This window comes from Mannheimia indoligenes (genome assembly GCF_036880405.1).
GTDB lineage: Bacteria > Pseudomonadota > Gammaproteobacteria > Enterobacterales > Pasteurellaceae > Mannheimia > Mannheimia indoligenes.
This window is the reverse complement of sequence record NZ_JBAJJM010000007.1, coordinates 108,019-130,866: the sequence shown is the minus strand read 5'-3', so window position 1 is coordinate 130,866 and position 22,848 is coordinate 108,019. Positions and strand designations below refer to the sequence as shown.

The 22,848-nt window shown below is 38.8% G+C and carries 38 protein-coding genes and 1 tRNA gene; 23 read left to right on the top strand and 16 right to left on the bottom strand.

Annotation, left to right across the window (positions count from 1 at the left end; genetic code table 11):
• Nucleotides 1-69: 69 nt before the first annotated feature.
• The 14 genes from V6W77_RS05720 to V6W77_RS05660 form a co-directional block, all read right to left on the bottom strand.
• On the bottom strand, nucleotides 70-420 hold the full coding sequence (locus V6W77_RS05720) for an HNH endonuclease (RefSeq protein ID WP_334254060.1): 351 nt from the start codon (nucleotides 418-420) through the stop codon (nucleotides 70-72).
• 6 nt (nucleotides 421-426) lie between these two features.
• Nucleotides 427-822: a hypothetical protein gene (locus V6W77_RS05715; RefSeq protein ID WP_334254059.1), complete on the bottom strand. Its 396-nt coding sequence runs from the start codon at nucleotides 820-822 to the stop codon at nucleotides 427-429.
• 135 nt (nucleotides 823-957) lie between these two features.
• Nucleotides 958-1,191: an Rz1-like lysis system protein LysC gene (gene lysC / locus V6W77_RS11025; protein WP_428981776.1), complete on the bottom strand. Its 234-nt coding sequence runs from the start codon at nucleotides 1,189-1,191 to the stop codon at nucleotides 958-960.
• Nucleotides 1,136-1,486 carry a DUF2570 domain-containing protein gene (locus V6W77_RS05710; RefSeq protein WP_334254058.1) on the bottom strand — a complete coding sequence of 117 codons (351 nt, stop codon included), beginning with the start codon at nucleotides 1,484-1,486 and terminating at the stop codon, nucleotides 1,136-1,138. The genes lysC and V6W77_RS05710 overlap by 56 nt, the downstream gene beginning before the upstream one ends.
• Entirely contained in the window at nucleotides 1,487-2,083 is a 597-nt protein-coding gene (locus tag V6W77_RS05705) for a glycoside hydrolase family 19 protein (protein WP_334254057.1), read from the bottom strand. It abuts the gene before it with no gap.
• Nucleotides 2,084-2,092: 9 nt separating this feature from the next.
• A complete protein-coding gene (locus V6W77_RS05700) occupies nucleotides 2,093-2,452 on the bottom strand; it encodes a phage holin, lambda family (protein WP_334254056.1) in 360 nt (119 codons plus the stop codon).
• Between the two features lie 240 nt (nucleotides 2,453-2,692).
• Nucleotides 2,693-3,166 (bottom strand): antiterminator Q family protein, encoded by a 474-nt coding sequence (locus V6W77_RS05695; protein ID WP_334254055.1) that lies wholly within the window; start codon nucleotides 3,164-3,166, stop codon nucleotides 2,693-2,695.
• Nucleotides 3,156-3,524, bottom strand: a complete 369-nt coding sequence (locus tag V6W77_RS05690) for a RusA family crossover junction endodeoxyribonuclease (protein WP_334254054.1) — start codon at nucleotides 3,522-3,524, stop codon at nucleotides 3,156-3,158. Before V6W77_RS05690 ends, V6W77_RS05695 begins: the two co-directional genes overlap by 11 nt.
• A gap of 70 nt (nucleotides 3,525-3,594) precedes the next feature.
• Complete coding sequence (locus V6W77_RS05685; protein WP_334254053.1) at nucleotides 3,595-4,626, bottom strand: DUF968 domain-containing protein; 1,032 nt, start codon at nucleotides 4,624-4,626, stop codon at nucleotides 3,595-3,597.
• Complete coding sequence (locus tag V6W77_RS05680) at nucleotides 4,623-4,748, bottom strand: hypothetical protein (protein ID WP_015484691.1); 126 nt, start codon at nucleotides 4,746-4,748, stop codon at nucleotides 4,623-4,625. The genes V6W77_RS05685 and V6W77_RS05680 overlap by 4 nt, the downstream gene beginning before the upstream one ends.
• 1 nt (nucleotide 4,749) lies before the next feature.
• Nucleotides 4,750-5,313: a DNA N-6-adenine-methyltransferase gene (locus V6W77_RS05675; RefSeq protein ID WP_334254052.1), complete on the bottom strand. Its 564-nt coding sequence runs from the start codon at nucleotides 5,311-5,313 to the stop codon at nucleotides 4,750-4,752.
• Nucleotides 5,314-5,323: 10 nt separating this feature from the next.
• Complete coding sequence (locus tag V6W77_RS05670) at nucleotides 5,324-6,370, bottom strand: conserved phage C-terminal domain-containing protein (protein ID WP_334254051.1); 1,047 nt, start codon at nucleotides 6,368-6,370, stop codon at nucleotides 5,324-5,326.
• Nucleotides 6,367-7,206 carry a Rha family transcriptional regulator gene (locus V6W77_RS05665; RefSeq protein ID WP_334254050.1) on the bottom strand — a complete coding sequence of 280 codons (840 nt, stop codon included), beginning with the start codon at nucleotides 7,204-7,206 and terminating at the stop codon, nucleotides 6,367-6,369. The genes V6W77_RS05670 and V6W77_RS05665 overlap by 4 nt, the downstream gene beginning before the upstream one ends.
• A 57-nt stretch (nucleotides 7,207-7,263) precedes the next feature.
• Complete coding sequence (locus V6W77_RS05660) at nucleotides 7,264-7,473, bottom strand: helix-turn-helix transcriptional regulator (RefSeq protein WP_334254049.1); 210 nt, start codon at nucleotides 7,471-7,473, stop codon at nucleotides 7,264-7,266.
• A gap of 126 nt (nucleotides 7,474-7,599) precedes the next feature.
• On the opposite strand from V6W77_RS05660, the gene V6W77_RS05655 reads away from it, so the two are divergent.
• The 5 genes from V6W77_RS05655 to V6W77_RS05635 all read left to right on the top strand — a co-directional run bounded on the left by V6W77_RS05655 (nucleotide 7,600) and on the right by V6W77_RS05635 (nucleotide 10,799).
• Nucleotides 7,600-8,259, top strand: coding sequence for a LexA family transcriptional regulator (locus V6W77_RS05655; RefSeq protein WP_334254048.1), 660 nt, complete (start codon nucleotides 7,600-7,602; stop codon nucleotides 8,257-8,259).
• Between the two features lie 44 nt (nucleotides 8,260-8,303).
• Nucleotides 8,304-9,200 (top strand): hypothetical protein, encoded by an 897-nt coding sequence (locus V6W77_RS05650; protein ID WP_334254047.1) that lies wholly within the window; start codon nucleotides 8,304-8,306, stop codon nucleotides 9,198-9,200.
• Between the two features lie 85 nt (nucleotides 9,201-9,285).
• Nucleotides 9,286-9,510, top strand: a complete 225-nt coding sequence (locus V6W77_RS05645; protein ID WP_318004554.1) for a type II toxin-antitoxin system HicA family toxin — start codon at nucleotides 9,286-9,288, stop codon at nucleotides 9,508-9,510.
• A gap of 38 nt (nucleotides 9,511-9,548) precedes the next feature.
• Nucleotides 9,549-9,968, top strand: coding sequence for a type II toxin-antitoxin system HicB family antitoxin (locus V6W77_RS05640; protein ID WP_334254046.1), 420 nt, complete (start codon nucleotides 9,549-9,551; stop codon nucleotides 9,966-9,968).
• A 600-nt stretch (nucleotides 9,969-10,568) separates the two neighbouring features.
• Entirely contained in the window at nucleotides 10,569-10,799 is a 231-nt protein-coding gene (locus V6W77_RS05635) for a hypothetical protein (protein WP_334254045.1), read from the top strand.
• Here the strand turns inward: V6W77_RS05635 and V6W77_RS05630 are convergent.
• Nucleotides 10,768-10,989 (bottom strand): hypothetical protein, encoded by a 222-nt coding sequence (locus V6W77_RS05630; protein ID WP_334254044.1) that lies wholly within the window; start codon nucleotides 10,987-10,989, stop codon nucleotides 10,768-10,770. The genes V6W77_RS05635 and V6W77_RS05630 overlap by 32 nt on opposite strands.
• Before the next feature lie 150 nt (nucleotides 10,990-11,139).
• Between V6W77_RS05630 and V6W77_RS05625 the strand changes: the two genes are divergently transcribed.
• From V6W77_RS05625 to V6W77_RS05580, 10 genes are all read left to right on the top strand, one after another.
• Complete coding sequence (locus V6W77_RS05625) at nucleotides 11,140-11,325, top strand: hypothetical protein (protein ID WP_334254043.1); 186 nt, start codon at nucleotides 11,140-11,142, stop codon at nucleotides 11,323-11,325.
• On the top strand, nucleotides 11,309-11,506 hold the full coding sequence (locus V6W77_RS05620; protein ID WP_283385771.1) for a hypothetical protein: 198 nt from the start codon (nucleotides 11,309-11,311) through the stop codon (nucleotides 11,504-11,506). Before V6W77_RS05625 ends, V6W77_RS05620 begins: the two co-directional genes overlap by 17 nt.
• A gap of 2 nt (nucleotides 11,507-11,508) precedes the next feature.
• Entirely contained in the window at nucleotides 11,509-11,967 is a 459-nt protein-coding gene (gene ssb / locus V6W77_RS05615; protein ID WP_283385772.1) for a single-stranded DNA-binding protein, read from the top strand.
• Nucleotides 11,968-12,022: 55 nt separating this feature from the next.
• On the top strand, nucleotides 12,023-12,346 hold the full coding sequence (locus V6W77_RS05610; RefSeq protein ID WP_334254042.1) for a hypothetical protein: 324 nt from the start codon (nucleotides 12,023-12,025) through the stop codon (nucleotides 12,344-12,346).
• Between the two features lie 59 nt (nucleotides 12,347-12,405).
• Nucleotides 12,406-13,299, top strand: coding sequence for a recombination-associated protein RdgC (gene rdgC / locus V6W77_RS05605; RefSeq protein ID WP_334254041.1), 894 nt, complete (start codon nucleotides 12,406-12,408; stop codon nucleotides 13,297-13,299).
• A gap of 89 nt (nucleotides 13,300-13,388) precedes the next feature.
• Complete coding sequence (locus V6W77_RS05600; protein WP_334254040.1) at nucleotides 13,389-13,964, top strand: hypothetical protein; 576 nt, start codon at nucleotides 13,389-13,391, stop codon at nucleotides 13,962-13,964.
• A gap of 19 nt (nucleotides 13,965-13,983) precedes the next feature.
• Complete coding sequence (locus tag V6W77_RS05595; protein WP_334254039.1) at nucleotides 13,984-14,421, top strand: DUF6378 domain-containing protein; 438 nt, start codon at nucleotides 13,984-13,986, stop codon at nucleotides 14,419-14,421.
• Nucleotides 14,414-14,707 (top strand): hypothetical protein, encoded by a 294-nt coding sequence (locus V6W77_RS05590; protein WP_334229162.1) that lies wholly within the window; start codon nucleotides 14,414-14,416, stop codon nucleotides 14,705-14,707. Before V6W77_RS05595 ends, V6W77_RS05590 begins: the two co-directional genes overlap by 8 nt.
• Before the next feature lie 2 nt (nucleotides 14,708-14,709).
• A complete protein-coding gene (locus V6W77_RS05585) occupies nucleotides 14,710-14,931 on the top strand; it encodes a hypothetical protein (protein ID WP_334229163.1) in 222 nt (73 codons plus the stop codon).
• 30 nt (nucleotides 14,932-14,961) lie between these two features.
• Nucleotides 14,962-15,459: a MazG-like family protein gene (locus V6W77_RS05580; protein ID WP_334229164.1), complete on the top strand. Its 498-nt coding sequence runs from the start codon at nucleotides 14,962-14,964 to the stop codon at nucleotides 15,457-15,459.
• A gap of 3 nt (nucleotides 15,460-15,462) precedes the next feature.
• Here V6W77_RS05580 and V6W77_RS05575 read toward each other — a convergent pair whose 3' ends face one another.
• A complete protein-coding gene (locus tag V6W77_RS05575; protein WP_334229165.1) occupies nucleotides 15,463-15,651 on the bottom strand; it encodes a hypothetical protein in 189 nt (62 codons plus the stop codon).
• 392 nt (nucleotides 15,652-16,043) lie between these two features.
• Between V6W77_RS05575 and V6W77_RS05570 the strand changes: the two genes are divergently transcribed.
• From V6W77_RS05570 to rimP, 8 genes are all read left to right on the top strand, one after another.
• A complete protein-coding gene (locus tag V6W77_RS05570; RefSeq protein ID WP_334229166.1) occupies nucleotides 16,044-16,397 on the top strand; it encodes a DUF2513 domain-containing protein in 354 nt (117 codons plus the stop codon).
• 91 nt (nucleotides 16,398-16,488) lie between these two features.
• On the top strand, nucleotides 16,489-16,986 hold the full coding sequence (locus tag V6W77_RS05565) for a hypothetical protein (RefSeq protein ID WP_334254038.1): 498 nt from the start codon (nucleotides 16,489-16,491) through the stop codon (nucleotides 16,984-16,986).
• 317 nt (nucleotides 16,987-17,303) lie between these two features.
• Complete coding sequence (locus tag V6W77_RS05560; RefSeq protein ID WP_334254037.1) at nucleotides 17,304-17,972, top strand: P22AR C-terminal domain-containing protein; 669 nt, start codon at nucleotides 17,304-17,306, stop codon at nucleotides 17,970-17,972.
• A 254-nt stretch (nucleotides 17,973-18,226) separates the two neighbouring features.
• Nucleotides 18,227-18,409 (top strand): helix-turn-helix transcriptional regulator, encoded by a 183-nt coding sequence (locus V6W77_RS05555; protein ID WP_334254036.1) that lies wholly within the window; start codon nucleotides 18,227-18,229, stop codon nucleotides 18,407-18,409.
• Between the two features lie 8 nt (nucleotides 18,410-18,417).
• Nucleotides 18,418-19,635, top strand: a complete 1,218-nt coding sequence (locus V6W77_RS05550; protein ID WP_334254035.1) for a tyrosine-type recombinase/integrase — start codon at nucleotides 18,418-18,420, stop codon at nucleotides 19,633-19,635.
• A gap of 232 nt (nucleotides 19,636-19,867) precedes the next feature.
• Nucleotides 19,868-22,024 (top strand): transglycosylase SLT domain-containing protein, encoded by a 2,157-nt coding sequence (locus V6W77_RS05545; protein WP_334254034.1) that lies wholly within the window; start codon nucleotides 19,868-19,870, stop codon nucleotides 22,022-22,024.
• Nucleotides 22,025-22,072: 48 nt separating this feature from the next.
• Nucleotides 22,073-22,149: transfer RNA gene (locus V6W77_RS05540), tRNA-Met, on the top strand.
• A gap of 229 nt (nucleotides 22,150-22,378) precedes the next feature.
• Nucleotides 22,379-22,840: a ribosome maturation factor RimP gene (gene rimP, locus V6W77_RS05535; RefSeq protein WP_025236139.1), complete on the top strand. Its 462-nt coding sequence runs from the start codon at nucleotides 22,379-22,381 to the stop codon at nucleotides 22,838-22,840.
• The last annotated feature ends 8 nt before the right edge of the window (nucleotides 22,841-22,848 follow it).

Genomic DNA, 22,848 nt, shown 5'->3' with positions numbered 1-22,848 from the left:
AATTGAGTTCAGGGGGCGGTTTTCAAGGCAAAAGGCTGTAGGGATTTTCCTCCCCCCTCCCTGTATCATCTACACTAACCGTTCACGAGCAGTTTTGGCTTTGTGGCACGAATAACACAAACTTTGTAGGTTATTCAATTCATCTGTACCACCGTGTGCTTTGGCAACGATATGATCCACCGTTGAGGCTGATACATACAAACCTCGCTGCAAACAGGCTTGGCACAAATACTTATCACGCTCTAGTACGATTGCTCTTAGCTTTCGCCACTGTGAGCCGTAGCCACGTTGCGATGATGTTTTACCTTGCTGATGTCTCTGCCAACCGCAATCCTTGTGTGTATCACAATACCCACTCGGATCAGTTGTTGTATGCTTGCAGCCTTGCTTGCGACAGGCTTTGGGGATTCTAGCTGGCATAATAAGTTATCGATAACGTTTAGCTTTTACTTTACTTAGCGTAGTGCCTGTATCAGTAAGCACTTCCGCATAATCTGTTTCATAAACGAAAATAGACTGAAGCTCGCCAATCACGTTATCATCGGGAATTAATACCACGGCAACAGGCTCACCACTTACGCTATCTGAGCGTACAGTAGTTGCGATCTGTTCAGGGCTTAGCTCTTCTTTGCCCTCTTCATCCGCATAAACAGCAGGGAAGTGAAGAACGGTTTCAAATGGCTTGCCTTTATCTTCATCAAGTAAACCTTTCTCGGCTTGCTCGATTGCTATTTGATAGCCTTCAGAACCTGCGTATGCGATGGTGGCTTGTTTAACTTGTGATAGCACAACTACCGCACCTAATTTCAATTTAACAATCATAAATAATCCTTATGTAATAAATAAAACACATTGCTTAGTTATGATCTTGATATAATCAAAAGCATAACTAAGTAATGTAAGACAAAAGGGAGCTATTACGCTCCCATACACATATCAGCGGCTTAATCCGCCAAGTTATTTAAAACCTTGTTTGGTTTGTGCTTGCCACTCTCTGATACGGTCAATCTGACTAGCACATAAGTCACGCTCTCCGATAACTGTTATCAGATACTCAACCGTATCGCCGTATGTATTGCCGCTAAATTCTGTCCGCTCGCACGGCACAAGGTAAGCCGCTGGCGGATATAAATATTCAGTGTTTGTGATTGTTCTGCCTGTGCAACCGCTTAATGCTATCAGCAACGCCATTAGGCAAATCAGCTTTAGCACAACTGTCTTGGGCCAGTATTGATTTAATCTCACTTTGCGTAATCTCCACTTTGTTTCGCAACTCATTTGCAATTTTTTGACTTTTTTCGACCGCTTGTCGTTCTTGTTCTAAGCTATCCGTTAGTCGTTGATTGGCTTTTTGTTGCTGTTCGATAGTTTGGGCTTGTGCGTGGTTCTCGGCTCTTAAGTTATCAATTTGTTTTGATTGCTGCCAAATCCAGCCACACAAGCCCAAAATCATTACCAACGGGATTAGATAAATATGTTTACTCATTTATGCCGCCATTAACTTTTGGTAATAAGCAGTGCGTTGAGTCAGCCCGTGTGTGCCGCCATTAATTAATTTTGTTACTCGCACAATATCACTGCCGTAACTTGCTAGGTTTCTGCTTTTCCAATACCAAACGGCAACTTGTACACAAAGAACAAGATTAGCTGTAATTTGGTCTGGGCTAGTTACTAAGCTAGGCAAACCCTCCCACTTGGCAAACTCAATATAATTCGCCTTACCGGTAATCTGAATTAAACCACGCCCACGATATTTCCAACCGTCGCCGCTTTGTTCATTGCCGTTCCCCATACGATTTGCATACACACGATTGGCAATAGCTTGTTTATTTCTCGCATACAATACCACATTATGCTGAGCAAAATATTTCGGGAACGTGCTCAGTAAAGCCGTAGCAGAGTAATTTAAATTCTCTTCAAAGGTCTTATAACCGGCACACTCTACACCACACTGAGCCAAAAACATTGCTTGTTGCTCTTTTGTTTTACAACCTGCTTTTTCAATGTGCTTGCTTATTTCGGCATAGATTCCGTCGATAGCATTGGGGAACACCTGCTTAAATTTTCTTTCACTAATTAACATATTTCACCCTTATTCATCATTTTTCTTACTTAAAGAAATATCATTCACATCAATTTTTTTGCGAATTAAGGCAAATAAAAACTCACGGATTTTCTCTGCTCCAACAAAGCCAATCATGCCGCCTGCAAATGTAGATAAACTTTCACCAAAACCAAAATGGGTTAATAACGACATACACGAAAGGGTTAATGCTCCACAAATCGCACCATCAAGAAATCGCTGACGATAAGTACTTCGTTGCTGTAAAAACCAAGCCCTAAGCATAGACATAAAAAAAGCCATTACAAATCCTGCAATGGCATCATAGTTTTGTTGAATGTAAGCTCCGATAATCAGCCATACATTCGGATCTTTATCCGGCATCTTCATAACTCCACCCCTCTATTTCGGGGCAACAAAAAGCCCCAAGCATTTCTACTCAGGGCTGTTAAACTAATTCGGTCGGCATACTGCCACGCAAACGCTGCAATAACTATACTCGACGTCGTTTCTAGTTATTCTCCTCCGAACTGAATATTACTTCAGGCTGCGTCTTTAACTAACATTGGTAAACATCACTTATACTTAGTCCACCATTAGCACAAAATATACACTTGTTACGCACTAAAATCAAGGCTTAAATTGATGTTTTTTTAAATAATACGAAGATTTGCTTGATAAAATTTTACTTTCAAGAATATCTGCAATAATTTTTTCGGATTTTTTGCATTTTTCTTGAATAATTTCTTGCCATCGCCTTTCTTTTCTACCCTCGCTATCTCTTAATTGGTAGTAAATAGCAATCTGCCTTTCTGAACGACCGAACCAATATTTTTGCTTGAGTATGTCGGCTAACATTACGTCTCTTTTAGTAACGACAGTAAAAATCTCATTTAGCAATCGCCCTAACTCATCACAGCAAGCCTCTCTAGCGGCAAGTTGCTTTTCCCCCTCCGCTGATTTCATCAGTCGATAAATCATATTTACCCGACTTTCTAAATCTAACCCACTAAATTCCCACGCTCCCCATAACCTTAGTAATTCCTCTATCCATCTTTGTTTTTTAGGTTCTAACCATTTATTTTTAATTATTCTAGGCACCATGCTCTAACTCCTTGATAATAATTTTTCCTGTTTCACCCCAAACCTTACTGACTCTACCGTCCCAAATTCGGCAGTCATCATCAAATAAGGCATCAAGCAATGCTTTTTCTAGGTTGTCTTTATCAGGTTTCTGCTGATGTGGTTTGCCGTCCATTTCTGCTTTTTTCTTCTTACTCCAACTTTTAGGCATTGGGAGAACAAAAGTAATGTGATAGCCACTTTCGGGCAAAGACACCTTGTTAAGCCTTACTTCATCTTTGAATTCACGATAACGCAATACTTCAGGACGTTGTTTCCATTTATCGCTTCGTGTCATTCTAGGTTTACCCATTGGGGTAATTCTGTATTCTCTTATCAATTTTCTACCTCTCTATCAAACTCAAGATCTTCTAGCCCCAAAAATTCCATCTAAACCGTCCCAACCTTCATTAACCATCAATGACTAATGCTCCCAAACCTAAGGCTCTATCTAAAACCTTAACCAACAAATCAGATTGAGATCCATAGTCCGCCTCAAATTTAGCCACGTTGTGATGTAATTCATCGTGATGAATACGGCATAGAGGCAGAGTGAATAAATCGTGCTGTTTACTCCCCATCTCTCCGCCATAGCCGATAAGATGATGTGGGTCGTCCGCTTGTTGTCCGCAGCATACGCAAGGTTGAGCTTTCACATACTGTAACCACTTCCGCCACTCGAACCGCGGTAATTTCGGTTTTGCCATAAATGCCGCCAACGGCTCCGGCTCGACTTTCAGTTTTAACGTTTCAGTCCACTTTTTGAGGTTGGCTCTCGCACTCGGTACATCATCAAAGCCGATGTTACTTTCTCGGCTTACACCGCTATTATTCAAAGCTGGATAACCTAAAAAATGCTGTAAGGCATTATCCTCTAATTCATTTAGCAGACCTTTGATACTCGCAAACAACACTAAATCAGCAAATTCAATGGCGGTAACTTTCGTTTTGCGTAAAGTTAAGCGGATTTGTTGAGCGATAAATCTTTCCCAGTTTTCGTCCGCCAATTCTTCTAGTTTTTCTGTTGGGATTTCGCCGTCCATTCTCATTTTGTCGTGATGCCAACAGAGATTTACCGCACCATTTTTATTCTCTACCAGCACTTTTTCCGTGTGGCAGTATTTGCCATCTCGGCATTGGCAGGTCTGAATAGATTTCACAAATCGCATATACGGAAACTCGTTGCTATATCTATCACGCTTATTTAATGCCGCTCTCACGTTTTCTGATTTCGCAAACGCCGCCAACTCCTCACAAGCGGTCGAATTTTCCGAAAAATTTGCAACCTTACCTGATTTAACCGTCGCTAAATCGGTCGGTGCCGGTTGCAATAATGTCCGCTCACCGAAAGCAGCAGGAGAAACATCTTTAGGCACACGGTAAAACACAATACCGACTTCAGTTTGAAAATAGGGAGTGAGTAGTAAACCTTCCGCCATCATTGCCCCCATTTCTCGGTATCATCATAGGCTTTAACGAGCAGCATAAATACACCAACACATAGTAAAAAAATGAATACGCCAATCACCGCACTAATACCAATAAATAATTCCCAATAATTCATTTTATCTTCCCCATTCCTTGATTTTATCTAGTGGCATCTGACGAGTTACAATGCCCTCAATAAATGGGTCAAGCACAACAATCATCGAGCCTTTATTATTGCCTTTAACCTCTGCATTAGTGAGTGGGTTAATAAAGCTAATGCGACCGCCAATAATATCAATCACCTCACTGGCATTTTCTTGGATAACCTGATACCAACGGGTAGATTTGTCTGCCGGCAACAGCATTACCACAATATGACCAGCTTTTTTCAGCTCCGCAGCACGTTGAACAAAAGGGAGTGGATTGCTATATGGCGGATTAACGAAGATACGGAGTAATTCGCCCCAATCAGCCACCCGATCTAATAACACATCCAGCAAGTTGTCTGCCAAGAAATCATCGGCAATTTGGCAACTTAATTTATCATCATCTAAACCGTCTGCCGCTCTACCAATCCAATAGGTGTACAACGCATTTTGTCCGTTAGAGCAACCGTCAATATGAAACCAAGCATAACGATGATTTAGCCAATTACGCACATAATTAGGTGTTTGGTAAGTGTTTTTATCAAAATCTGTCATTGTCTAATCCTTACGAAAATGTTGGTACTCTCAAACGGTCGATACGCTCAACCGCATTTTTAATTTCTTGGCTGATAACCATCGGCAAATCACGCTCAAGTGGTCGCTTGTTTTTGGTGCTGATGGTAGCGTGGTACATCACCAAATTACGTCTGTCGGTAAAGTCCAATGCCTTAAACGGATTGCCACTTAGTGATTTATGAAACAAGGCTTTTACTTCCTCTACCGTTGGCATAATCAAGCGTTTTTCTAGCTCTGTCGGTGCAACCCACTTGCGATTCACGAAAACAGGTTTGCCGTTGTTCGCCCAAGCTTTTGATTTAGGCAGATAATCCGCAAAATTTGAGGCTCGGAAAATTGTTTTTGGGCAAATATTGTCACGAAATCCATCAACTCTTCCCCATTTGGCGACAAGGTAATCCACCACTTGGCAACAGTCCGCCACCGAACTTTCACGAATGCGAGCAGTAATATTTTTTGCCCACGGCTTGAGCGGATACCCTACAGGCTTACGCTCGCCAAGCTGTACCGCCAACGTTGCCAAAGCCGAATTGAGATAATTCAACACAACTTCAGCTGGGGCAGGTTCCCCCGTTGGGGGATTAAGGGGGGTAGTATGATCATTATTATTTTTATAATTAGTATTATTATCTGTCGGATTTTTTTCCGAGATTTCTCGGAAATTTTTCCGAGTTGGTTCGGATTGATTTCCGACACTCGGATTTTTTTCCGACTCTCGGATCGGCTCAAACTTATTCCATTCACAGCCTTTTTCCGTCAGACGGACATAATCTTTACCGTCCATTTTGAAGTGGTCGATAATGCCTTTCTCTTTCAGCACCTTATATTGGCGGTAAACGGTATCTTCTTTGCTAAATACTGCTGGCAATTCTTCGCACACTTTGCTAAACGACATCCAGTAATAGGTTATGCCGTCAATCACTACCGCTTTCGCCCAACTAGAGGCTTGATTGATTAAATCGACCAATGCACCTTGTGTGATGTTGATTTCCCACTCCACTAAGCGGACGTTGTTTATTGTTGATGTAAATCTCATACCGCCACCTTACTGTGATAATATTTACCGTTCCAATCAGCTTTCATTGGTAATTTACCTTGTAAATAAGCCTCAAAAATCTTAACCGCACCTTTCTCAAGCAAAATTGGCTTGTAGGTAGTCATCTCAATACGCTCTACAGGATCAACCTCAATTCTCTTAAATGATTCCGTTAGATACTTATCCCGAACTTGGCTACACACTCGCCAACAATGCTTTTCTTTGTATAACCAGCCACGAGTTCGCAAATAATCGTTGATCTTGTTGCTGTTTACGCCATTTAAGCTTTTCACAAATTGGGCGGGTGTTAAACCAGGTTCAAAGTACGATTTCAGTGCATTGTTCTCTTCGGTTTTTTGCTTATTCTCTAACTGCAATAACTGATTTTGTTCTGCTTGGTCTGCCGCCAAACGCAATGCTTCCGCATACGTTTGTGGAATATGAGGTGTTTTAGAAGATTGCTGCACTTGCGTTTCCAGCTCTTGCCAACGGTCTATGATTTTCTTTCTAAGCAAAATATTGTAACCAGAGATAATTGTCAGCGTTGCTGATTTATCTAGGTAATAGATTGGGTAACTTTGATTATTTTGAGGATTAACCTCATATCGACATATAACTCCGCCAATAGGGGTATGTCCAAAAAGTTCTACACCCTCTTTTTCGCTCCAATCAAGAGATTTAACATTAATTCCTCGCTCCATTTGGATAATAGCACCAACATAAGCCCTAATATCTCTTAAAACGTGGCGATGTTCTTTTTCGCATAATTCTGCAATCTCACGACTACTCATCGTAATGCTTGCTTTTTGTGCCGGAATGTTTAATAATTGAGTCATCGAAATTACCTTTCGTGTTGAATTATGTATGAAAGCCACCGTTCCAGCGGTGGTTTTTTATTGCTTGTTTTCAGGGAATACATCATCAATACTTGTGTTTGCTCCTAATACATTAAGAGCCGTAACAATTTTTCTTGCCATTTGTAATGATGGGGTTCTTCTACCCGATTCATAATGCCCTAATGCTCCCTGAGTAATGCCAATTTCTGAAGCAAAGCTAGATTGGCTAATTCCTATCTGTTGTCTAAATTTTGCAATTTTATTCATATGCTAATTCTCTAATAAAATCATAAAATACATTATGTATTTATTTGATAAAAAAGCAAATACTTTTTGTATTTTGATAATCTAATACAAAGCGTAATAATTAAGTAATCACTTTCGGAGACTTATATGAAAAAGCATTGGAATGAATTAATACGTCAAGAGATGTCAGCTAAAAATCTAAAGCAAGATGATCTAGCAGAGGCATTAGATAGAACTCAAGGCTCAATAGGGCATTGGTTAACAGGTAGAAGAACACCAAATTTTGATGATGTCGCCAAAATGCTTAACGTAGTCGGAATTGACAGAGTCGTCTTAAATTCAGATGGACTTATAAGTACATTAGATGAAGAAGAGTTAGAAATTGTAGGTAAACCTAAAAATGGAATTATTCCTGTAGTTGGTGAAGCTATGATGGGAAGAGATGAAACCTTAAGATTAGAAGAGTTACGCACCGGATATATCAATCTATATAGTTCAGATTCAGAAGCTTACGCTGTACGAGGTAAAGGTTCATCAATGGAGCCACGTATAAAAAGTGGTGAATACATTGTTCTTGAGCCAAATACTCCTGCTCTTAATGGAGATGATGTTCTTGTTTGTACTGTAAATGACGAATATATGATAAAAACGCTTGATTGGCATCGTAATGGAGAATATCGTTTCTCAAGTATCAATAATGATCACCCTCCATTTAATCTACAAGATAATGAAGTCAGGTATGTTCATACTGTTGGAGCGATTGTGAAAGCCTCTCGTTTTATATCGTTTGAAGATTTTGAACAATAATAGTTGAATTTTATTGGGTAAAGGACGAGTTATAGGAATAAAATATGGAAAAAGAGTTGTATTCATTTACTATTGAAGAGCAAATTAAATATAATACTACAGGTGGTATTCGTATTAAGGATTTAATCAAATCACTTGAATCACTTGAAGAACTCACTAAGCAATCTCGAAATGCTCTTTCTGATATTTTAGGTGTTAAAATTCACAGCATTGATCTAAAAGTGTCAGAAATCAAAGAAGGTAGTATGATTGAAACGGTTCACGCCGAAGTAAAGTACTACAATGAAAATAAAGAAGATGTGGATAACACCTTTAAACAATTTGTCAAAAATAATAAGATGAAAACAGGTATCTTTGGAGCCGTTATCGCAGGTACAGTTGCTTTTGGTATTTGGCATTATGTATCGGGCGGGAATCCTAATGCAGTAAATGTTAATGTATCCGGTAGCTATAACAATGTTATTGTAAATAGTGCTGGAGCTGTCGGCGTGCCTGTAGAAACCTTCCAAAAAGCAATAGAAAACAGTCCTACAAATAAAAATACTCTCGCTCGTAATGCGATTGAATTTATCAGCCCAGCCAAACAAGATGATCAAAATGCTCATATCAGTTTTGCTGGTAATAACGTTGTATTACCGTCAGAACTAGTCTCAGAGACACCAACTGAATATGTGCCTCAATCTGATGAAAAAGAACTGCCGCTTGATAACATTACTCTACATATCAGAGCTTCAGATCGTGATAGCTATACAAAAGGTTGGTATGGCTATGTTGATGGTTTATTTACAAAGCGTGTCAAAATTGATATTCCTCAAACAATAGATCTAACTGTTTTAGCTAAGCAGGAAAGCATTAAGGCTGATATAACTCTCTATTCTATTCAGAAAGGTGAGAAAACAGAATTTAAACGAATTGAAATTCGTTCTGTACATACAAAGTAAAGTATCAGCATTCTAAACCGCCCTCGTGGCGGTTTTCTTTTCCCTTATCAACAAATACAACAAAAATGTTGTAACTACAACAAAAATGTTGTATTATTTCCTTGCTGTTTTGATAAGGAGGTATCTTATGAAATACAGCGAGTTCCTGAGGTACTTACTTGCTCAAGGTTGCGAAATTGAAAACCATAGGCGAGGCAGTCATCGAAAGGTAACACTAAACGGAAAACAATCTGTTTTTCCTTATCACGGGAGCAAAGAGATTGGTACAGGTTTAGTGAATAAGATTAAGAAAGACTTAGATCTTAAATAACAAAGTCCCTCGAAAGAGGGGCTTTTCTAGGAGTTTATATGTTACGCTACCCAGTTGAAATTACCCCTGACGATAACGGCACATATCTTGTTACTTGCCCTGATATTCCTGAAATGGCAAGCGTAGGTGAAGACTTAGAAGAAGCCCTATTAGAAGCACAAGATGGCTTAGCCACAGCCCTTGAATTCTATTTTGATGATAGACGAGAAATACCAATGCCAAGCCCAATTAAAGAGGGACAACATTCGGTTAATCTTACCGTGCTGCAATCAATGAAAGTATTTCTCTTAAATGAAATGATTAAACAAGGTGTACGCAAAGCAGAAATGGCAAGACGATTAGATGTACACTTACCACAGATAGATCGCCTATTAGATTTTAATCATTCCACAAAAGTAGAATTTGTTGAAAAAGCCTATGGCAAGCTAAATCAACACTTTACTATTCTCCCTCACTAATCAACTAACCGCCCTCGTGGCGGTTTTCTTTTACCCCAAATTAGTAACCTACTCAATAATAACGAATACCTCATCTTTATTCTGTTTATTAATTAGCCATTTAAACAACTTTTATAAAAATAAATTCCTTTTATAATCAATCATTTAAATACAAAATGTATTTTTATTTTAATAGGTTAATACATTTGGTATTTACAATAGAAATACATAGTGTATTATGTTCGCATCAAAACGAGCTAAGGCTCAATGCTCTTTAACAATTCGGTGCTTGTGCGGACGATATTAACAACCTCGAGCAGTTGTAAAGTAATGCTTTATAACTCGGCAAGGTTGGTTAGACCCTGACATACAAATTTGAACGACTTGCCAAAAAGAGGTGGCAAGGTTTAGGCAACACACTCGCAAGGTGTGGAGAGCTGAAAAGGCAACACTGGTATCAGTCCTAAGCAATCACGCTTATCTCAAGTTTGAGTAAGTACGGATACAAGCAGCACCCGACGGAATGGCGAAAGCCGGGCGGGCGACGGCGTGGGCAGACACGCACTATTCCAAAGCGTATTTAAGAAAGTATGTTCTGGAATATTTAACTAGAGGTAAATTATGAAAAATAAAAATTTTGAAATTGCGAAAGTTGTTATTTTAAATGAACAACTAGGAAGCCCTAAAGATTTGGAATTAAAAGTCGTAGAAAACAGCCTGTCTGGTAGCGATAAAAATCGGATCAAACAGGCTATTTTAGAAAGTGTGGCAAGAAATACTGATTACCCACCTGAAGAATTAGCGAAATTAGCTTGTAAAGCTATCTGTCTGATTGATTCTTATAAGCATTAAATACCATAGGTAAATTTACTGTTTCATCCAATGCTTCAAATCTCTTTGAGAGAACCTCAATAAAATCAGCAATAGCGTCTGCTGAGAATCGGTTTAATTCATTAACTGATGAATTATTTGATGAACTAGGTGTACGAACAATATCCCTTGCGAAAAGTAAAGCAAGAGTATCTGCACTTGATTTTTTCATAATGTTCTCCTTGATTAAATTGTGGTCGCAGAAAACATTTTACTCCTCGAGGTGGTCGCACACAAGAGGGCTTGAGCCTTACAAGTATAAAGAAAGGCACTTATGCCCACCGTAAAACGTGGGCTTTTTTTAACTCCAAAGGACAATCCTATGAACAAAATGAAACAACTTGCTCCGTTTGCCTTGCTAATTTTGATATTAGGCATTGTCGGGCGAATGGACTATGACGACTACATACAAATGGAACGTTACAAATGTGAACGTAATCAAGGCGTTTGGCAAGTGGAAAGCAACGGCAACCAATACTGCGGAGGGAAATATGGCACGAAAAATTGATGCTGGCGTGGAAATTGTGGAGGTCGGCAAACAATTTGTCGCCAAGTTTTACTATGACGGCAAATTACAACACGAAACCTACCCACAATACAGCCGCCAAAACGCCATTATGTTGATTAACCGCAAAATTGAGCGGTTCAACGTTGGCAGAGACAAACCAATCACACTTTACAAGGAATAACAATGGCAGGAATTAATAAAGTAATCATTCTTGGTCGATTAGGTAGCGACCCGGAATTGCGAACACTACCAAACGGCGACCCAACCGCCAAAATCAGCGTAGCAACTTCGACCGAATGGACGGATAAAGTATCGGGCGAGAAAAAGCAAGCGACGGAGTGGCATAGCATTATCGCCTTTCGGAATTTAGCCGACATTATCGGCAAATACCTGAAAAAAGGCTCTCAAGTATATGTTGAGGGCAAACTACGCACTCGCAAGTGGCAAGCTCAAGACGGCACAGACCGCTGGACAACCGAAATCATCGCCGACCAGTTACAAATGCTAGGTAGCCCGAACAGTGGTAACAGCAACAATAATTGGGCGACCGAACCGCCAGGCAATCCACCGCCAGCTAATCCCTATCACCAAGTAATGACGGAATCTGAATCACAAGATTTTAATGATGATATTCCGTTTTGAATTACATATAACTTGAATTTGTCAAAATAAACCCAAAAACATCTAGGTATAAATTATGAACAAAAATCAGAAAGCTGAATTTGATGCGTTTATTAAAAACGAAGTTCTCTGGTATGCCCAGTACCTATTATATGACGAGTCTTTAAACCTAATGTTGAAATTGGTACAAAAACCTAAAATGCAACGAAATGGAGCATATAAGCTTCTTTCTGTGTCTAATGTAATAACCGACTATGATTTAGAACGTAAATTAAAAGCTTGGGCGGATCTTTATAGATTTGAATTGTCCCCTGCTTTAATGAAAAAGGCTTTAGTATGTTTAAAAGAAAATGCGAATAGAATCTCAATTACTTTAAATAAACCAAGCTCTGTTTTATAGCCACTAATTAAGTGGCTTTTTTATTACCAAACTCCTACTAAATAACAAGGACTTTTAAAATGTACTGGTTTAAAAACTTAATGGCATACCGCCTTACATCGCAAATTGATTTTTCAAAACTTGAGACTGCTTTAGAGAATAGCCGATTCACACCTTGCGAAAGCACAGATTATTCCAAGTTTGGCTGGACAGCACCGCTGCACGGTAATGAATCGCTAAAATTTGAAATAAACGGTCATATTTTGATTGTGGCCTGCAAAGAAGAGAAAGTGTTACCGGCTTACGCAGTAAATCGCCAGTTAGCAGCTCGAGTTGCGGCACTTGAAGAAAAAGAGGGTCGTAAACTCAAAAAAACTGAAAAATTATCTATTAAAGATAGCGTTATGGCAGAAATGTTGCTGCGAGCGTTTAGTAAGTTTACACATACCGCTATTTGGATTGATACAACAAAAGGACTTATCTTTGTAGATTCATCTTCCGCCAAGAAATCGGAAGATGTATTAGCGTTGCTTAGAAAATCTCTTGGCTCATTGCCTGTTGTGCCTCTGTCTTACAACAGTAATCCTAGCGAAGTGATGACAAGTTGGCTTGTAAACGGCACGCCGCAATGGTTGATGTTATTAGAAGAGGGTAAATTAAAGCGGTTTGATGTAGATAGCCTAGCAATCTTTAAACGCCAAGATCTCGAAGGCGAAGAGGTAACTACTTGCTTAGAACATGGTGCAATGGCAGTAAGCCTTGCGGTTGAAAGAGAAAACCACTTGTCTTTCATTCTGAATGAAGATGGAACACTATCTCGACTAAAATTTGCGGATAATATTATCGAGCAAAATGACGATGTTTTAAAAGAAGATGTCGTCCAACGATTTGATGCGGATTTCTTGCTGATGACCCAAGAATTATCGCAGTTGATTGAGTTAATTGCAGCAGAGTTCGGCAATATTAAAAAGTAGCTTGTAAGTTAGCTTATAAGTTTACTTGTAAGTTTTTGATGAAAATTGACCGCTTGTTCTCAACAAGCGGTTATTAAAAGGATATAGCAATGTTCTCAGAAAAATTTCTAGATAGCGTGAAAAATCACGAAATTACCGTTATTCAAAACAATGATGATACTAAAATTTTTCAGGCGGCAATTCCTAACGAAGGTTGCCACTTAGCATTTACTGTCATTTACCAATCAAGCCGAGTCATTATCACTGGTGATATGGGAAGTTTTGTTCTTGGTGGTTTATTAAGCCCTTATGAATTTTTCCTGAAAAACCAATCTGCTTTTAGTTTGCATTATATGGCAAGCAAAGTTCTTGCGGAGGATATAAATTTCCGCACACATATTTTTGACGCAAATCAAGCTCAAGAAATGGTTGAGGGACGATTTAAAAGCTATATGGAAGATAGAGAATTTGATGACTCTCAAGAAGAAATGCTAGATGAATTGCGAGATAAAATCGAAAGTATAGATTTCAGCTCTCAAATTGAGGTTGAACGATTTTTATATGAGCTAAGTCCCGATGAATGGGACATCTTTGATGAACTTGATATTAATGATTGTAACGTGCTTAGTTACCAATTCGTGTGGTGTATCCAAGCAATTATTTGGATTACCAGAAAGGTAAGCTAACTTTAAAGGAAAACATCCTATGAAAACAACCCAAGATATTTTAGATGAACGTGAACAACAACACGGAAGTTATGACACTTTCACACAGATTTATGGCGGTTTCCGTGAAGTAAGCGATCCACACGCAACAAAACTCAACTGGAGACAACGAACATCTGTTGAAATGCTGCTATTCAAAGCCTCTCGCATTTTAAATAAGGGAGCAAATCATCAAGACAATTATCAAGACATTGCCGGTTATGCAATGTTAGGTGGCGGACTTTATAACCCGAATGTGTCAGCAGAAGTTAAAGCATTACCAAAACCATTAACCGATAGTATTTACCCCGAATCACACCTTAATAAAAGCTCTGTTTGGCGGCTGGATTTGGAGTTTGAGAGCAAAGAGGAGGCTGTTGAGGTGTTGGAAGCTTTAATTGGTAAAAGTACCGGTGTTAGTGAGGTAAATAATGAGTGAGTCATTTAGTTTAGAACAAGTACTGTGGGAAGAACCACGCCCAAGAGTGCAATTAGATTTACCTTGCCCTGTTATAAAACTTGAAGTTGGTAAACGCTACTATACTATCAATGTTTATGACGTTGATTGTTATGATGGAGATATGGACTTTACGAGCATTGAAGAATGGGTTTATGAAGATGCTGATGATTGCCAAACAAAAAGTAGAGCCGAGCAAGGGTTGATGTTCGCAAGCCGAACTGATGCTCAAGAATGGCTAAATGCAATGCGAAATAGTCGTAGGTAGCTATGTTTAGAAATGAACTCCAAGTAATGGATGGTAAACGTTATATCGTACTTGAATGCCAATTTCGCCGTGAATGGAAAGTTGCAAGTGAAACTAGAGGTACAGTAACGCAAGGTGAAGCTCTTGAAATTTGCCAATACTGGGTTAAGTATAAAGGTTTAAAACCCGAACAGTTAAAAATTGTAGAAGTCCCGGATGTTCTCCGGGCAGATAGAATCTGGTAAATCCTATTAGAATTTAACAAGGACCAAAAAATGGAAAGATTAATTCAAAAAATCGAACAATGGGCAGAAGATCGTAACTTAATTGAAGGCTCTAGCCCACAAAAGCAAATGCTCAAGCTGATGGAGGAATTTGGAGAGTTATGTGCAGGTGTCGCAACCAATGAATTTGAAACTATTTTAGATAGTGTTGGTGATTGCCTTGTGGTTTGTACAATTATGCGTAAACAGCTCAAAATGGAAAAACTGTTTAGCATTAGTCATTGCGATAATACCAATTTTAATTGTGGAGTTGCGGCTCAGATTGTTCAAGCCAATATTGATTTAGGCAATGTGGCAAGCGAATTATCTAGAGGTTGTGATTTATCCCGATTAGAAGATAGCTTAAGTGGCTTTGAAAATCAGCTTGAGCTTATCACTCAGTTCTACAAAACAGACGTACAAACAGCTCTCCTCTTTGCTTGGGTTCAAATCAAAGACCGCAAAGGCAAAATGATTGATGGCGTATTTGTGAAAGAGGAAGATTTATAGAACCTACGCAACAAAAACCGAAACAGTCTGCATAAAGGCATCCAACCACTCTTGTAGCGTTTCGGTTTCTTCTTCGCTGGCATTGGTTATATTTAGCCGGTCATCAACTTTCGACAAAATGCAGTCAATTCCACAGCCGTTGATGAATGGCGAGTTCTGATTCATTAACCATTGTTTGAAAAGTTCTTTCATAGTTTCCTCCGTTGTTTTTGGAGAGGTTACTATGAAAGCGTTTTGCTGTCAGATTGGATAGTTATTTTTTCGATGCAGATCGCAAAAATAGATATTGGTGTTTGACAATTAGCAAGTCTCTGATTAATATTGATTTAGATAGATATTAGGGTAGCTCAAGTCCTAGGGGAAACTCAATCAATTTTCTCATTAATAAATAGTTTTGTTGTAATAACAACCCTTTTTCAAATATTCAAAGATGTTTTTGTTTATACATGTCGTTTATTTAAGGAGGTGTCTATGAAGAATGTGTTAAATTTATTGATTATGACGATTGGGCTACCCTAATATCTATTATCACAATATGCCACTTATCGAGTGGCTTTTTTTATATCTAAAATTTGGAGAGTAAGATGAAACGCAACTGGGATTTAATCCGCAAAATACTACTCAAACTGGAAGAAAAAGCAGACAGCACCAGTTGGCTAGAATCTACTGATATTAAGGGCTATGATGCAAAAACGGTTGCCTATCATTATAAATTACTAAGTAATGCTGGGCTGATTGAGGCAATAGATGTTTCTTCTTTGGAAGAGGAAGATTTTTCTGCAACTAGCCTGACTTGGCAAGGACACGAATTTTTAGACAAAATCCGCAATGACAGCGTATGGAATAAAGTAAAATCCACTGTCCAAAGTAAAAGCCTTGATTTGAGCTTTGATGTAATCAAAACGGTTGCAACAAAAATTATTGCGGCAATGATTTGACAACCGCCACTAAATTCATTTAGACTAAATCCACTTTCAAGCCGTCCATAAACGGCTTTTTTTGTATGTAAAATTCAAATAGGAGAACGAAATGACAACTCTTACCTATCAAGATTTATGTAAACAGTATTCCCAATATACGAATAAACTTTCTCAACGTAGAGCTCTAGTACGGGAACAAATTCGCCAACTTCAAATTGCACTTGCTACAGATCTTGGTCTGCTTGAAAAGCTTTATCGGAAACAGTTAAATCAAGAACCGACAGAGCCATATGTAAGATTACTTGATGAAAATAATGTACCTATCGAATTCCATCAACTAAAAGCCCAATTTAGCACCCTAGGCGAACCTAATATCACATTCAAATTGGCTCTTGCTCTGGAAGAAAACGAAAACAGCTATCCTAAAACACTTACAAGTCTTGTCATTACTGCTTACTACATAAGCGATACATTGATTAATTTTGTTTTCCAAGATGTAAAAGAAAATTTTGCATTTCCAACAAATTTGGAAGATGAAAAGCCATTTGCACCGCTTATTCAAGCCTATAAAGAATTGGTGTTAAAAACATACGAATTGAAAAATTAATTGACATTCCAACCGCTCTTTCGATAAGATAACCGCACTTTCAACAGAAAGTCGGGAATTGGCGTTCCTGAATGAGTGGTGCGGAAATAATGATAGTCGCACAAAGCGGCTTTTTTTATAGCCGAAATCAGAAAATCAAACCTTTCAAAGGTAGGTTCAAATTGAACCACCCTTTAAAGTTGTCAATGATGGACTGGTTGAGGGATCGAAAGATCGCCGTGACACCGCTCTACGGTACGCCAACCTTGATCAGTTCATCACCAGTAATTGGCGTTGCTTGTGATGAGTTTTATAAACTTATTTGAGCGGAGTCTTAAATGACAACTTTAACTTTTCAAAATACTGCTATCGCAGTAATCAATCGTAACAACAAAACTTTCTTTTCAGCAACTGATTTAGGCTTAGCATTATCCTATACAGATCCTGTTCGTGCAGTTAAACAAATCTACGACCGCAACGCAGACGAATTTACCCCCGAAATGACCGCCCTGATCGAAATGCAGACCAACGGCGGCAAACAACAAGTGCGGATTTTCTCACTGCGTGGTGCTCACCTTATCGCAATGTTCGCAAGAACCAAAGTCGCCAAAGAGTTCCGCAAATGGGTGCTGGATATTCTCGATAAAGAGGTTTTGCAAAATTCAACGGAAATTAGACCGCTTGCATCACCAAAACCCGTCGAGAAAATCTTTAATCACAACATCATCAACCACGAAGCAGTCGATTTAGCGTGGTTATGGTTCGAGGCTAATCATATGGCTGGTTTCATTAAAGAGATTACGCCGGCATTAGAAGCTCTAGGCAGTTCATACGCTCCAAAAGCTCATTCCATCGCCTACGAATACGGCAGACACCTACACGACATCGGCAAGTTGGTTTATCGCCTCAGTGCTGAAGCAGACTTCGGGCATAACCCAAGACCAATGCGTGAACTCGAAAGCCATTTTGCTAAACCGACAAAATCAGTGCGTATAGCTAAATTCTAATTAGTAAAACATTCACAAAACCGACCGCTTGTGAAACATCAAGCGGCGGGTTTCCACATCCAAATTTTGAGGATTAGACGATGAAATACGCAAAAATTATTCTATTTTTAACTGCTTTTGCAGTTGCCGCAGACTATTTAGATCTGCAAAATGACTGCGATGGCAAAATTTGTATGGCTCAACGCTAACAGTAAATTTTTAAACAAAATCGACCGCTTGTAACCAAGCGGTTTTTTATTATCTGGGAGAAAACAATGGAAACCGAATATATCAGAAGAATAGATCTTGCTAAGAAAATTGGAGTTCACCCAATAAGTTTGGATAGATGGGGTAATCCTAAAAGTAAGCAGTATGATCCCAATTTTCCTGCACCAATCAAAATTGGAGGAAGGGTATTTTATAACATTTCCAAAGTCGAGAAATATTTAGGTAATTAGAGGTTATTATGGCTATTATTATCAAACCGCTTACGATGCAGCAGATCAAAATCGCAACCGAAAATGATAGCCCTCTACGTGATGGCGATGGGCTTTATATGAAAATTACCGCCAATAATAAAATTTGGCGGTTAGATTATAAAAAGCCGTTTACCGGTAAGCGAACAAGTGTCAGATTAGGCATATATCCCCAATTATCCTTAGTTGAGGCGAGAAAAAAACGTGCTGAGTATCGAGCTTTGCTCGAACAAAACATTGATCCGATAGCGTATTTAGCCGAACAAAAACGGCAACAAGAGGATATTCAAGCAAATACCTTTAAGAACATTGCAGAACGATGGAAACAATCGTTTAAGTCTAAAATCGTAATGGAAAATACAATGCTTGAGGATTGGCGGCGATTGGAGAACCATATATTCCCTATTTTAGGGGATGTGCCGGTAAGTGAAATTAATTCTAAACGCCTGATCTCCGTTGTGCAGCCTATGTATGACAGAGGTCATTCTAATGCCCTTGCCAAAACGTTACGATTGGTGGTTGAAATAATGGATTTTGCGGAGAATACCGGCATTATTGAATTTCACAACTGCCATAAAGCTCACAAAGCATTTCACTTTGCTGCTGCAAAAAATAATCCGACTATTCCACCAAAACAAGTGCCAAAATTGATTCAAGATATTTATGAGTCTAAAACTCATATTAAAACAAAATTACTGATTTTCTGGAGCTTATTAACAGCGGTAAGACCGGCAGAGGTCGTAAGTGCGGAGTGGAGTGAAATTGACTGGCAAAATAAGACGTGGACAATTCCAAAAGAAAAAATGAAAGGTCGCCGGGCAGAAAAACGGACGCATATTGTGCCGTTATCATCACAGGCTATAGCAGTGTTGAATAGAATAAGGCAATTCACAGGGGACTGCCGATTTGTCTTTCCTCATTTCAAAACAAATGGGAAGCCAATGTCGAGCGAAACGGTAAATATGGCATTAAAAAGAAATGGATACAAAGGGATCTTGACATCTCACGGTATTCGCTCGATTATACGCACATACTTAGCGGATCAAGGAATAGAGAAGAATACTGCCGAAACGGTACTTGCTCACAAGATAAAAGATGAGCTAGAGCAAACCTACAACCGCCACGACTACCTCAACCAAAGAACGCCTGTAATGCAATTATGGGGTGATTACCTTTCCCAATGTGGATTTGACATCACAAAATTGTGATAAAAACGCCAGTAAAACCACCATTTCAAAATGGTAGTTGAAATGGTAGTTACTAGGCGAAGTTTAAAATTCACTCCTTTCAAAATCAATTAGTTAAGCACTAAAAACGGAGGCGGGACACGCCTCCATTAAAACTCATCATTTTTACTTTAATTCAATATTTTCTTAGAATAATCCAGTTGAACTTTATTGCCCTTTTTCTGCCAAAAGCTAACGACTAAGGAGAAAAACTATGTGGAAGAAAACATTGCTTGCTGTATTTTTAGCAAGCCAATATACATTTGCGGCAGGAGCCGAGAAAGAGCCATTAAAAAGTTACACTGAAACAGAATTAAAACAATTAAAAAATGATTGGTTGGCTATTTACCAGAAAGAGTTACAGCACGCAGAAAATTTACGTTTAAAGCAGAGAGAAAATTTCCAGCAAATTAATTATTTGGTCGATGTGGCAGTCAGCCAAAAGAATTTATCAGTCGCAACAGTACAGGTTATTCAGCGTTTATTAGCAACTTTATCGGGCTATCCGTTAGAAATGGACGCAGAATGGAAGTTGTTAAATGCTAAAATGACTTTGAAACAAGCCACAGTAAGCGAAGTTAAAGCATTTATTTTAAAATATCCGGATTCTTTGTATCAAAAACAGTTGCAGAACTTTATGTTTGAACAGCTCTATCGTGAGCAAAAATTTAAAGAATTAGTAGAGTATGCAATAGTTGTGAAGCCAACACAGTTAGCGGATCAATGCCGTCTGTTTTCAGCACGTTATGAAATAGCCGCAACTAACGCTCAGATTAATCCTGCGGTAGAACAAAAAGTGGAAAATGCAGAATTATCGGCACTAGTGAAAGAGTTTGAGGCTTTTTGGCTTGCTAATTCTAAATTAACCTCTGATTGTGCGAATTTAGAAAGTTATTGGCGGGATCAGGGTTTCAAGACAGATGAGAAAGTGCGTCTGAAAGCGGTCGAATTAGTCAAACAAAATGCAAATGCGGAGATTACAAATTTAGCAATTAATGCAACGGATGAAAATTTGAAAACGTGGCTCAGTTCAGTTGAAAAAGTTGTGAGTAATCCGAAAGAATTGCAAAATTTTATTGAAAATCAACCGCTTGAGTCATCGTTTAATGCAGAAAATAAAGCAATTATTGTGGAATTATTGCCAAAATATATCCGCACCCAGCCAGAGAAACTGGATAATCCAACATTTGAACAATATCAACTATGGGCGGAGAAATATCAATTTAGTGAAGATGAACTTAAAGCGTTAAAAGTTGCTTTTATTAGCCGACATTTTGATAATGAAGAGCCAACATTCCAACTCTGGCGTGATGAACAGATTAAAGCCTTAGGGACTGATAATTTATTAGAACGCAGATTGCGTATGGCTATCTGGCAAAAAACGGATTTAAATGAGTGGTTGCAATCACTCTCTCAAGAGGCTAAAGGGAAAACAGAATGGCGTTACTGGACGGCTAAAATCGAAAAAAATGAAGCTAAGCGTAAAACGATATTTGAAGAGCTAATCAAAGAGCGTGGATTTTATCCAATGTTGGCTGCTCAACAATTAGGGGTTGCTTATCAATTTCCTATTATTGAAGTGGCAGATCTAACGCAGGCTCAGCGTGAATTGTATGAAAATCAATTTGAGCGTATTCAAGAGTTGCGAGAACTCGGGCAAATTGATCAGGCTAAGCGAGTTTGGATTAATTTGATCAATAATGTAAAAGTTGAAACAGGAGAGAGTTCGCCTGCCAAAGCTCAACTTGCGGTGATCAAATATGCGAAAGAGCAAAATTGGTATGATTTAGCGGTCGAGGGTACAATCCAGATAAAAGCTTTTGATAATATTGATTTACGCTTGCCTAATGCTTATTCAGATTGGTTTGAGTTGAATTTACAGGATAAGAAAATCAGTAAATCATTTGCACAAGCCATTGCACGCCAAGAAAGTGCTTGGAATCCACAAGCTCAATCACACGCGAATGCGAGAGGGTTAATGCAGATGTTGCCGGCAACAGCAGAAAAAACAGCTAAAGATAATAATTTATCTTTCAAGGGCGAGCGGGATCTATTCAGACCGTTCAATAATATTATGCTTGGCACAACACATTTAATGGAGCTAAATGAAAAATATCCAAACAACCGCATTTTGATATCATCAGCGTATAATGCAGGTGTTGGGCGTGTAGAGCAGTGGCTTGGTCGGAGTAAAGGTACTTTAGCAATGGACGAATTCATTGCCAGTATTCCATTTTATGAAACCAGAGGCTATGTGCAAAATGTGCTGGCTTATGACTATTATTACCAAATGCTCTATGGTAATGTAAGTGAAAAATCAAAAAATGGATTAAAAATGTTCTATCAAGAGGAATTAGGGCGAAAATATTAAAAAGTGCTTGCATTCTTAGCTTAAAAGTCTATAATGCACCACATCAGACGCGGGGTGGAGCAGCTTGGTAGCTCGTCGGGCTCATAACCCGAAGGTCGTTGGTTCAAATCCAGCCCCCGCAACCAGTTTTAAGCTCACAGCTTTGGTTAAAGTTGTGAGTTTTGTTTTATATGGTGTTTTAATTAATTTTGCAAAAAATTAGCAAAAAAAGACCGCTTGTTGTCGCTGCATCATAAAAAAACAAACCGCTTAAAGCCCCACGGTTTCCCGTCTGGGGTTTTTTTACGGAAATTGGTACAGAAATTAACGTATCAAAGCTGGTTTATCCGGCTTTTTTTATATTTGGAGATTGATTTGGCAACCTTAGAACAAAAATTAGAAGAGCTTGTGCTGGATTCTATTGAAGCATTAGGCTTTGAATTAGTCGGCATTGAATGCCAACGTGCGGGACGTTTTTTAACGGTTCGCTTATATATTGATAAAGAGGGCGGTGTAACCATTGATGATTGTAGCGATGTGAGTCGTCAAGTCAGTGCGATTTTTGATGTGGAAGACCCGATTGCAGATAAATATAACTTAGAAGTTTCTTCGCCGGGGTTAGATAGACCGCTATTTACTATTGCTCATTATGAACGTTTTATTGGGCGTGATGTAGTTATTCATTTGCGTATTCCAATGTTCGACCGCCGTAAATGGCAAGGTCAAATCAAAGCAGTTGAAGGCGATTTTATTACCCTAACCGTAGATAACGAAGATCGTCAATTCGCATTTGGCAACATTCAAAAAGCAAATTTAGTTCCCGTTTTTAATTTTTAAGATGAAGG